This window comes from Lysobacter sp. CC-YZS074 (assembly GCF_056739745.1).
In genome coordinates, this window is sequence record NZ_CP200301.1 from 678,399 (window position 1) to 688,891 (window position 10,493).

Genomic DNA, 10,493 nt, shown 5'->3' on the forward strand with positions numbered 1-10,493 from the left:
CCTGCGCGTTCGCGACTTACGTCGCTCCTGCAGGAAGCGGTCTGCACGAACCCGGCACGCAGCGGCTGACGACCAGGCGTGCAGGGGGACCGGGTAGTGAAAGGCCGACCGACCGAACCGCCGGTCGGCCGCAACCCGCCGCGCCTCAACCCGCCGCCCCTCAACCCAGCTTCGCCCGCTGCGCGGCCAGTGCCCCGCGCTGCAGGTTCCAGTCGGCCAGGCGCTTGCGTTCCTGCTCGACCACCGCCGGCGGGGCGTTGCTGACGAAGGTCTCGCTGGCGAGCTTGCCCTGGCACTTGGCGATCTCGCCGTCGACCTTCTTCAGCTCCTTGTCGAGCCGCGTGCGCTCGGCGCCGAGGTCGACCAGGCCTTCCAGCGGCACCAGCAGCTTGAGCTCGCCGACCACCGCGGTGGCGGCCGCGGGCGCGGCGCCGGCGTCGTCGATGAAGTCGATCCGCTCCAGCCGGTTGAGGAACCGCAGCGAGGCCTCGAAACGGGCGGTGCGGGCGCGGTCGCTGTCGCCGGCATCGGCCAGCAGCAGGGCGACCTGCTTCGACGGCGCGACATTGAGTTCGCTGCGCACCCGGCGCAGCGCCGAGACCATCGCCTTGAGCCATTCGACGTCGGCCGCGGCCGCGGCCGCATCGAAGCCGGCCACGTCGAGGTCGCCGGCCTGCGGGTAGGGCCGCAGCATGATGGTCGCATCGTCGCCGCCGATGCCGAGCCGCGGCGCGACCTGCTGCCACAGTTCCTCGGTGACGAACGGCACCAGCGGGTGCAGCAGGCTCAGCAGACGCTCCAGCACGTGCAGCAGGGTGTGGCGGGTGCTGTCGGCCGCGGCGGCGTCCTCGCCATTCAACGCCGGCTTGGCCAGTTCGACGAACCAGTCGCAGAAGTCGTTCCAGGCGAACTCGTACAGCGCCTGCGCGAGCAGGTCGAAGCGGTACGCGGCGAAGTGCTGCGCGGCCTCGGCCGCGGTCGCGTCCAGCCGCGCGAGGATCCAGCGCTCGGCGTCGGTCCGCGGCTGCGGTGCGCCCTCGAAGCGCGCGCCGTCGGTGTTCATCAGCACGAAGCGGGTCGCGTTCCACAGCTTGTTGCAGAAGTTCTTGTAGCCCTCGGCGCGGCCAAGGTCGAACTTGATGTCGCGGCCCGGGCCGGCCAGCGCGGCCATGGTGAAGCGCAGCGCGTCGGCGCCGAACGCCGGGATGCCGTCGGGGAACTCCTTGCGCGTGGCCTTCTCGATCTTCGGCGCGGTCTTCGGGTTCATCAGCCCGGTGGTGCGCTTGGCGACGAGGTCGTCGGCGCTGATGCCGTCGATCAGGTCCAGCGGGTCGAGCACGTTGCCCTTGGACTTGGACATCTTCTGGCCGTGCGAGTCGCGCACCAGACCGGTGATGTAGACGTCGCGGAACGGCACCTGCCCGGTGAAGTGGTCGGTCATCATGATCATCCGGGCGACCCAGAAGAAGATGATGTCGAAGCCGGTGACCAGTACCGAAGACGGCACGAAGCGCTCGAAGCCGCGCTCGTCCATCCGCTCCTTGTCGGGCCACCCCATCGTGCTGAACGGCCACAGCGCCGAGGAGAACCAGGTCTCCAGCACGTCTTTGTCCTGCGACAGCGCGACGGCGTCGCCGAGCGAATTCCTGGCGCGGACCTCGGCCTCGTCGCGGCCGACGTACAGGGTGCCGGCATCGTCGTACCACGCCGGGATGCGGTGACCCCACCACAGCTGGCGACTGATGCACCAGTCCTGGATGTTCTCCATCCAGTGGCGATAGGTGTTGATCCAGTTCGGCGGGACGAACTTCACCTGTCCGCTCTCGACCAGCTCCATGCCGCGGCTGGCGAGCCCGTCCATCTTCACGAACCACTGGTCGGTCAGGTACGGCTCGATCGCCTGGCCGCTGCGGTCACCGCGCGGCACCTGCAGCTTGTGCGCTTTGGTCTCGACCAGCAGGCCGGCGGCCTCGAGGTCGGCGAGTACGGCCCTGCGTGCCTCGTAGCGATCAAGGCCGCGGTACTTCTCCGGCGCGGCGTCGTTGACGGCGGCGTCGGGGGTAAAGATGTTGATCAGAGGCAGCGAATGCCGCTGGCCGACCTGGTAGTCGTTGAAGTCGTGCGCCGGGGTCACCTTGACCACGCCGGTGCCGAACTCGCGGTCCACGTAAGCATCGGCGATCACCGGGATCTCGCGGCCGGTCAGCGGCAGGGTCACGGTTTTGCCGACCAGCGCGCTATAGCGCTCGTCGTCCGGATGCACCATCACCGCGCTGTCGCCGAGCATGGTCTCCGGACGCGTGGTCGCGACCACCAGCGAGCCGCTGCCGTCCGACAGCGGATAGCTGATCGACCACAGGAAGCCGTCCTCCTCCTCGTTGACCACTTCCAGGTCGGAGATCGCGGTCTTCAGCACCGGGTCCCAGTTGACCAGCCGCTGGCCGCGGTAGATCAGGCCCTGCTCATGCAGCCGCACGAACGCCTCGACCACCGCCTCGGCCGCCATCGGGTCCATCGTGAACACGCTGCGCGACCAGTCGCCGGACGCGCCGAGCCGGCGCATCTGCCGCTCGATCGTGTCGCCGGAATGCTGCTTCCACTCCCAGACCTTGCCGATGAAGCCGTCGCGGCCGAGCGAGTCGCGGGTCTCGCCGTGGCCTTCCAGCGCGAGGTTGCGCGCGACCACCATCTCGGTGGCGATGCCGGCGTGGTCGCTGCCCATCTGCCACAGGGTGTCGTAGCCGCGCATGCGGTGGTAGCGCACCAGCGCATCCATCAGCGTGTGCTGGAACGCGTGGCCCATGTGCAGGGTGCCGGTGACGTTCGGCGGCGGCAGCAGGATCGAGTAGGGCTCGCCCTTGCCGCTGGGCTGGAACACCCCGCTGGCTTCCCATTGCGCGTACAGGCGGGATTCGAACTCGGTCGGGTCGTAGGACGGGGCGAGGGTGTCGGTCATGGGTCTTGGCATGGAGGGCGGCCCCGGTCCGGGGCGGCCGGTCGATTACATGTCGTGTGATTTGAGGTCCAGCCCGCGCGCCTTGTACTGCTTCCAGCGCTCGCGCAGCGGACCGCGGGCGGACTCGTCGGCCGGCACCACCTCGAGCACGCGCTCGAAGCTGCCGTCGACCGGCGCGTCGCGCAGGTTGAGTACCAGCGCGCGCAGCGGCGCGTCGACCTCGGGCGGGGCGATCAGCACGTCGGCTTCGTCCCCGTCTCCATCGATGTCCGCGTCGGCGATGTGGTGCGGGATGTAGGCGTCGGGCTCGAACGACCAAAGCAGGTCGTCCAGCCGCTCGGCCTGGCCGGCGTCACGCGCCAGCACCAGCATCGGCAGGCCGCGCGCGTGGGCCTTCTTGGCCAGCTCGCATACGAGCAGGAGCGGCTCCTCGCGGAACCGCTCCTTCCTGATCAGGTAGAAATCGGCCTGCATCGGGTGGTTGCCGTGCCGGCGGCGCTTACTGCGCCGACCGGTCCAGCAGCCACTGGCTCAGCAGCCCGACCGGGCGCCCGGTGGCCATGCCGCGCTTGCCCTCGTCGCTGCCGCTTCCGGCGATGTCCAGGTGCGCCCAGCGCTGGCCTTCGGTGAAGCGCGACAGGAAGCAGCCGGCGGTGATCGCGCCGCCCCAGCGGCCACCGACGTTGTAGACGTCGGCGTAGGTCGAATCGAGCATGGTCTGGTACTCGTCCCACAACGGCAGGCGCCAGGCGCGGTCGAACACCTGCTCGCCGGCGGACAGCAGTTCGGCCGAGAGCTCGTCGTCCTTGCTCATCAGGCCGGTGGCGTACTTGCCCAGCGCTACCATGCAGGCGCCGGTCAGGGTGGCGACGTCGACCAGTGCGGCGGGCTTGAATTTCTGGGCCCAGGTCAGCGCGTCGCACAGGATCAGGCGGCCCTCGGCGTCGGTATTGCCGACCTCGATGGTGATGCCGGCCATGCTGGTGAGCACGTCGGAGGGGCGGTAGGCGTCGGCGTCGGGCATGTTCTCCACCGCCGGCACCACCACCACCAGGTTGACCGGCAGCTTCATGCCGACCGCGGACACGAAGGTGCCCATCACGGTCGCGGCGCCGCACATGTCGAACTTCATCTCCTCGATGCCGCCCTGGGTCTTGAGGTTGATGCCGCCGCTGTCGAAGGTGATGCCCTTGCCGACCAGCACGTAGGGCTTCTCGCCGGCCGCGCCGCCGTCGTACTTGAGCGCGATGAGCCTGGGCGGGTTGGCCGAGCCGCGGCCGACCGCGAGCAGCGCACCCATGCCGAGCTTCTCCATGGCGGCGACGTCGAGCACTTCGCAGCTGGTGTTGTCGAAGCGGCCGGTGAATTCCTGGGCCTGCTGGGCGAGGTACGCCGGGTTGCACACGTTCGGCGGCAGGTTGCCGAGCTCGCGCGCGAACTGGACGCCGGCGGCGATCGCCTGGCCCTGGGCCAGGGCGGCCGTGCCGTCGGCGCCGTCGGCCGCGCGGATCGACAGCTTGCGCAGGCCGGGTTCGGCGGCCTTCTTCTTGCTGTTCTCGCCGAGGGTGGCGCTGTAGCGGTAGCAGGCGTGGTCGGCGGCGATCACCGCCTGGCGGATCGCCCAGTCGGCGTCGCGGCCGTCGACGGCGACCTCGGCCAGGGTGAACAGCGCATGCGACGCCGGACCGGTCTTCAGCGCGCGGGCGGCGTCGCCCACCGCCTTGAGGTACTGCGGCACGCCGAACTTGCCGGCCTCGCCGAGCCCGACCACCAGCACGCGCGGCGCGGCCACGCCGTCGAGGTCGTGCAGCACGGCGGTCGCGCCGGTCTTGCCGCCGACATCGCCGCGTTCCAGCAGCTTGCCGATGCGGCCGCCGCTGGCGGTGTCGAGCGCCCTGGCGGCGGGGGTGAGGGTGCGGTCGGAGAACGCGCCGACGACAATGCAGTCCGCCTGGGCGGTGGCGGGTGCGTCGCGGTTCAGGTCGAATTCGAGGGCCATGAAGCAGGTTCCGGGGGGAGGTTGGAAAGGAGGACGAGTCGCCGCCGGTCGCGCCGATGCGGCGAAAACCCGCCATCCAAGCGACAATGCCGGCCGGCACGCCCGTGGGGCGAGCCGGCGGAGCAAGCCGGCGGAAGCGGGCGGCGCCGTGGCGATGTGCCGCTCGGGCGCGTCCAGACAAGCCCCCGAGTCTAAAGCAAGGCCCCCGGGTTCCGAATGAACGCCGCGCCCGGAACGTTTTTCCAGCATTTCCAAAAATCCGCGCCAGTCCGCACCAACACGCCCCGTAGAGCCGGCCACGGCCACCGTGGGCGCCCGTTCCCCCAGCCGCCAGACCGCCGATGCCCAAGCTCGACCGCTATCTGCTCAGCGAATTCGCCCAATCGACCTTCGCCGCGCTGGTGGTGCTGCTGATCGTCAGCATCGGCGGGGTGATCACCGACGTGCTCAAGGACATCGCCTCGGGCAAGCTGCCGGCGGGGCTGATGCTGGCCCAGCTCGGCCTGGTGCTGCTCAACTGGCTGCCGCTCATCCTGCCGCTGGCGCTGATGCTGGGAATGATGCTCGGCGTGGGGCGGCTGTACCGCGACTCGGAGATGCCGGTGATCGCCGCCAGCGGCGTCGGCCCGGCGCGGCTGCTGAAGCCGGTGCTGCTGCTGGTGGTGCCGGTGGTGCTGGTGGTCGGGGCATGCTCGCTGTGGCTGGGCCCGATGGCCGAGCGGATCTCGCGGCAGATGATCAATGAGGCCAACCGCAACCTGGTGGTGTCGGGGCTGGAGCCGGGCAGCTTCACCGAGCTCCCGGGCGGCGGCGGGGTGGTTTACGTCGGCGCGATGTCGACCGACGGCAGCCAGTTCCGCCGCATCTTCATCTACCGCCGCTCCGAGGGCCGGCTCGACGTCACCACCGCCAACGCCGGCGCGCTGAGCGTGGACGCCGACGGCGAGCGCTACCTGACGCTGGAGGAGGGTTTCCAGGTCGAGGGGCCGGTCGACCACGGCCTGGACTACCGCCTGATGCGCTACGCCAGCAACGAAGTCCGATTGCCGGCGGGCGAGGAACGGTACGACCCCAACGACCCGGAGATCATGCCTACCGGGCAGCTGCTGGGCGACGAACGGCCCGCTGCCGCCGCCCAGTTGCATTTCCGCCTGGCGCCACCGCTGCTGACCCTGGCGTTCGCGCTGATGGCGGTGCCGCTGGCGCGCAGCACCCCGCGCCAGGCCCGCTACAGCCGGGTCATGATGGGTTTTCTGGCCTATCTGGTCGGCATGCAGATGGCCCTGATGGGCCGTGACTGGCTGGAAACCGGTCGGCTCGCGCCCGCGTTCGGGTTGTGGTGGCTGGTGCTGCCGCTGCTCGGGTTCGCGCTGTGGCTGTACTTCGGCGATGGCCGGATGAAGCGGCCGCGCTGGGCCCGCCGGCCGGGTACCGGAGGGCCGCCCGGCAGTCCGCCGCCCGCACCCGCGCAGGAGGCGAGCCGATGAAGCCGTTCCCGAAGATCCATGACGTCTACCTGGGCAAGGTGGTGCTCGCCACCGTCGTGCTGACCTGGGCCGTGCTGCTCGGGCTGGACGTGATGCTCAGCCTGGTGGGCGAATTCGGCGACGTCGGAGAAGGCAACTACGGGCCGGTCGAGGCGGTGGTCTACACCCTGTACACGGTGCCGCGGCGCGCGCATTACCTGTTCCCGACCGCGGCGGTGATCGGCGCGCTGATGGCGCTGGGGCAACTGGCCGCCACCTCCGAGCTCACCGCGCTGCGGGCGATCGGCCTGTCGCGGCGGCGGCTGACGGTGGCGGTGGTGGCGGCGCTGGCGATCCTCACCGCGGTGATGGTGGTCAACGGCGAGACCCTCGGGCCGTGGGGCCAGCGCCGCGCGGACGCGCTGAAGGCGTCGTCGCGGTCGGACGACCTGATCGTGGCGCAGTACTCGGGCGTGTGGGCGCGCGAGGGCGAGGTGATTCTCAATGCCGAAGGCGGCGAGGAGCGCTACGAGGGCGACGACCACTGGCTGGAGCTTCGCGACGTGCGGCTGTACGAGTTCGACGACGACGGCCGCCTCGAATCGCTGGCGCTGGCGAAGGTCGCCGAGCACCGGCCGGGCGGCTGGCTGCTGCGCGACGTCACCCGGACCGTGTTCGGGCTGGATTCGGTGAGCCAGTCCACCGTGGCCGAGGAGCGCTGGGATTCGCAGTTGGACGCGACCGCGCTGAGCGCGGACATCGATCGTCCGCGGTATCTCAGCGCGGTGCAGTTGCGCGATGCGATCCAGTACCGGCGCCGCAACGCGCTCGACGCCAGCGAGTACGAGGAGCACTACTGGGGCCGCTGGTTCTATCCGCTCAATGTGCTGGCGCTGTGCCTGGCGGCGATCCCCTTCGCGTTCGGCAGCCTGCGCAGTGGCGGGCTGGGCAAGCGGCTGTTCATCGGCATCGTGTTCGCGCTGGGCTTCTGGCTGCTGCAGACGCAATTCGTGAAGATGGCCAGCGCGTTCAAGTTCGACTTCCGCGTGGCCTACGCGCTGCCGACGGTGATCATGGTCGCGGTATCGGTGTTCCTGTTCCGCAAACGCTCCGGCTGATCATTCGCTCCTGTCTCGATTCCCGTCCCGGGCCTTTTGTAGGAGCGACGTCAGTCGCGACCTGTACATCACCCGCCGGCACGGCCGCTGCCGGCCTGCATCGCAGCCGTCCCGGGGTCATCGAGGACATCTTCGCTGGCGGGCCGGAGGCTTCGGCTGCAGCGCGTCGCGTGATCCGCCCGGCGGGGTATTGCTCCGCCCCTTGGTCGGGGCGTCCTGCCCCGACGCGGGGCCGCAGACCATCCATGGCCTGCTCTCCGCAATACCCCCGCCGGGTGGCTCCCGCCCGGGACTTTCGAGGGCTCGGGCCGGAAGGGCGGGCAGGCGGCGGTGAGGTCCCGTGGCGGAGGTCTACTTGTCCGGCCTGGGCGATCTTTGCAGGCGCGTCCCGCTCGCGCGGTCGTGCCAGGCCAGCCGGTCGCGGTCCAGCCACGCCCACCAGAAGCCCAGCCCGGCCAGCAGCAGCGACACGGTGCCGACGCAGTAGCGCAGCCACAGGGCGCGCCAACCCGGCGCGGAGCCATCGGTCGCGGCCAGTCGCAGCCGCCACGGCCGCATGCCCAGGGTCTGGCCGCCGCGCCGCCAGCTGACCGTCGCGTAGACGCCGGTGAGCAGCCAGCACAGGCCCCAGAGGGCGAACTGCAGCGGGCTGAAGGGGGCAATGTTCTCGTGCGGGTCATGGCCGGCCAGGGTGTAGCCGACCGCGAACAGCGTGCCGGCGATCATCCACAGGGCGACGGCGGGCCAGAGGTCGTAGAACAGGGCGAGCAGGCGCCAGCCGATCAATGCGGCGGGGCGGTTCGCGGTGGCGGGTGTGTTCATCGCGCAGGTCGGATCGGTGGGCGGGGCGCAGTGTAGGGCACGCCTTCCTCCGGACGCGGGCGCAGTGGCGCGACAGTCCGGCGGCGACCCCGCTAATCTGCGCCTATGAGCGAACGCCCAACCGCCAGGACCCCGGCCGAACGGCGCCAGGCCGCGATGGCCATGCCTGCGCTGCCGGACGCGGACGCCGCGGTGATCGACGGTTTCCTCGATGCGATCTGGGCCGAGAGCGGACTGGCACGGCCGACCCTGGAAAGCTATCGGCGCGACCTGGGCGGCTTCGCGCGCTGGCGCGGCGGCCGCGGCGGCGGCCTCGCCGGCGCCAACCGCGCCGCACTGTTCGACTACCTCGCCTGGCGCCTGCGCGAGGGCTACTCGCCGCGCAGCAATGCGCGTCTGCTGTCGGCGCTGCGTGCGTTCTTCGCGTGGCGGCTGCGCCGCGGCGACCGCGATGACGACCCGACCGCGCTGCTGGAGCCGCCGAAGCTGCCGCGCCTGTTGCCGAAAGCGCTCGCCGAGAGCCAGGTCGACGCGCTGCTGTCCGCGCCGGACGTGAGCGGGCCGCTGGGGCTGCGCGACCGGGCGATGCTCGAACTGATGTACGCCTGCGGCCTGCGCGTGAGCGAGCTGGCCGGGCTGCCGGCCACCGCGCTCAACCTGCGCCAGGGCGTGTTGCGGGTGCTCGGCAAGGGCGGCAAGGAGCGCTTGGTTCCGCTCGGCGAGGAAGCCCGCCACTGGCTCGAACGCTACCTCGCCCAAGGGCGACCGCAGCTGGCCGGTAAGCGCGTGCTGGCGCCGCTGTTCATCGGTGCCGACGGCGAGGCGCCGAGCCGGCAGCAGGTCTGGCAGCAGGTCAAGCGCTACGCCGCCGCGGCCGGTATCGACCCGGCGCGGATCAGCCCGCACGGCCTGCGCCACAGTTTCGCCACCCACCTGCTCAACCGCGGCGCCGACCTGCGCGCGCTGCAGATGCTGCTCGGCCACAGCTCGCTGTCGACCACCCAGATCTACACGCTGGTCGCGAGGGAGCAGCTGAAACGGCTGCATGCGATGCACCACCCACGCGGCTGAGCCTCCGGCCAACGGGCAATCCCATGCGGCCGCGGGGGTGAACCGATGCCGATCATGCCTGTGCGGCGTGCCTGCCATTCCCGGGGTCGCGTGCCACAATCGAGCCCATTGCCCGGCGGCGCAAGCCACCGCACGAAAAACAGGAATCCGAATGAAGCGCACCCTCCTCGCCGCCGCACTCGGCGCGATCAGCCTTTCCGCCTGTGCGCAGGCGCCCCAGCCGGCGGCCGGCGGTTCCGCGGCGGCGGCCGCCACCACGGCGGCGGTACAGCCCGCGGCCGGCAGCGCTGACGCGCGCGCGGTCGAGGCGATCGCCCGGCTCAATCCGCGGGTCGAGGTCGAGCGTGTCGGCGCGGCGCCGCTGCCGGGCTTCCGCGAGGCGATCGTCGGCGGGCAGGTGGTGTATGTCAGCGACGATGGGCGCTACCTGTTCCTGCCGGGGACGGGTGGCGCGCTGTTCGACAGCCACGCCGACCGCAACCTGACCGAGGCCGCGCTGGCCGGCATGCGCACCGAGTTGCTGGCGAAGATCCCGCAGAGCGAGCGGATCGTGTTCGCGCCGCCGAACCCGAAGCACACGGTCACGGTGTTCACCGATGTCGAATGCGGTTACTGCCGCAAGCTGCACAGCGAGATCGCGCAGTACAACGCGCAGGGCATCGCGGTGGAATACCTGGCGTTCCCGCGCATGGGCATCGGCAGCGAGGACTTCGAGAAGATGGTGTCGGTGTGGTGCGCGGACGACCGCAAGCAGGCGCTCACCGAGGCGAAGACCACCGGCAGGGTCACGGACCGCGACTGCAAGAACACCGTGACCATGCAGTACAACATCGGCCAGCGCGTCGGCCTCACCGGTACGCCGATGATCCTGGCCGAGGACGGCACCCAGCTGGGTGGCTACGTGCCGCCGCAGGCGCTGCGCGAGGCGCTCGACGAACTGGCGGCGCGGAAGGATGACGGCGCTGCGGGTCACGCTGCGGCCGGAGGTCTCTGAAGACCGCTGGGCGGATAACGGGCGGGCGCGGAAAAGCGCTTCCATGCAGCAGCGCGCTGCGGGAGGC

8 protein-coding genes are annotated in these 10,493 nt (G+C 70.7%); 4 read left to right on the top strand and 4 right to left on the bottom strand.

Annotated elements, in window-relative coordinates; translation table 11 throughout:
• Window positions 1-160 precede the first annotated feature (160 nt).
• The 3 genes from U8331_RS02920 to U8331_RS02930 are packed head-to-tail and all read right to left on the bottom strand — an operon-like array spanning window position 161 to window position 4,955.
• Window positions 161-2,956 carry a valine--tRNA ligase gene (locus U8331_RS02920; RefSeq protein WP_481132143.1) on the bottom strand — a complete coding sequence of 932 codons (2,796 nt, stop codon included), beginning with the start codon at window positions 2,954-2,956 and terminating at the stop codon, window positions 161-163.
• 45 nt (window positions 2,957-3,001) lie between these two features.
• Complete coding sequence (locus U8331_RS02925; protein WP_481132144.1) at window positions 3,002-3,430, bottom strand: DNA polymerase III subunit chi; 429 nt, start codon at window positions 3,428-3,430, stop codon at window positions 3,002-3,004.
• 25 nt (window positions 3,431-3,455) lie between these two features.
• Window positions 3,456-4,955, bottom strand: a complete 1,500-nt coding sequence (locus tag U8331_RS02930; RefSeq protein WP_481132145.1) for a leucyl aminopeptidase — start codon at window positions 4,953-4,955, stop codon at window positions 3,456-3,458.
• Between the two features lie 341 nt (window positions 4,956-5,296).
• Between U8331_RS02930 and lptF the strand changes: the two genes are divergently transcribed.
• On the top strand, window positions 5,297-6,442 hold the full coding sequence (gene lptF / locus U8331_RS02935; protein ID WP_481132146.1) for an LPS export ABC transporter permease LptF: 1,146 nt from the start codon (window positions 5,297-5,299) through the stop codon (window positions 6,440-6,442).
• Window positions 6,439-7,539 (top strand): LPS export ABC transporter permease LptG, encoded by a 1,101-nt coding sequence (lptG, locus tag U8331_RS02940; protein WP_481132147.1) that lies wholly within the window; start codon window positions 6,439-6,441, stop codon window positions 7,537-7,539. The genes lptF and lptG overlap by 4 nt, the downstream gene beginning before the upstream one ends.
• 351 nt (window positions 7,540-7,890) lie before the next feature.
• On the opposite strand, the gene U8331_RS02945 is transcribed toward lptG, so the two are convergent.
• Window positions 7,891-8,361 carry an RDD family protein gene (locus tag U8331_RS02945; RefSeq protein ID WP_481132148.1) on the bottom strand — a complete coding sequence of 157 codons (471 nt, stop codon included), beginning with the start codon at window positions 8,359-8,361 and terminating at the stop codon, window positions 7,891-7,893.
• A 105-nt stretch (window positions 8,362-8,466) separates the two neighbouring features.
• On the opposite strand from U8331_RS02945, the gene xerD reads away from it, so the two are divergent.
• Window positions 8,467-9,432 carry a site-specific tyrosine recombinase XerD gene (xerD, locus tag U8331_RS02950; RefSeq protein WP_481132149.1) on the top strand — a complete coding sequence of 322 codons (966 nt, stop codon included), beginning with the start codon at window positions 8,467-8,469 and terminating at the stop codon, window positions 9,430-9,432.
• A gap of 151 nt (window positions 9,433-9,583) precedes the next feature.
• A complete protein-coding gene (locus U8331_RS02955) occupies window positions 9,584-10,426 on the top strand; it encodes a DsbC family protein (protein ID WP_481132150.1) in 843 nt (280 codons plus the stop codon).
• The last annotated feature ends 67 nt before the right edge of the window (window positions 10,427-10,493 follow it).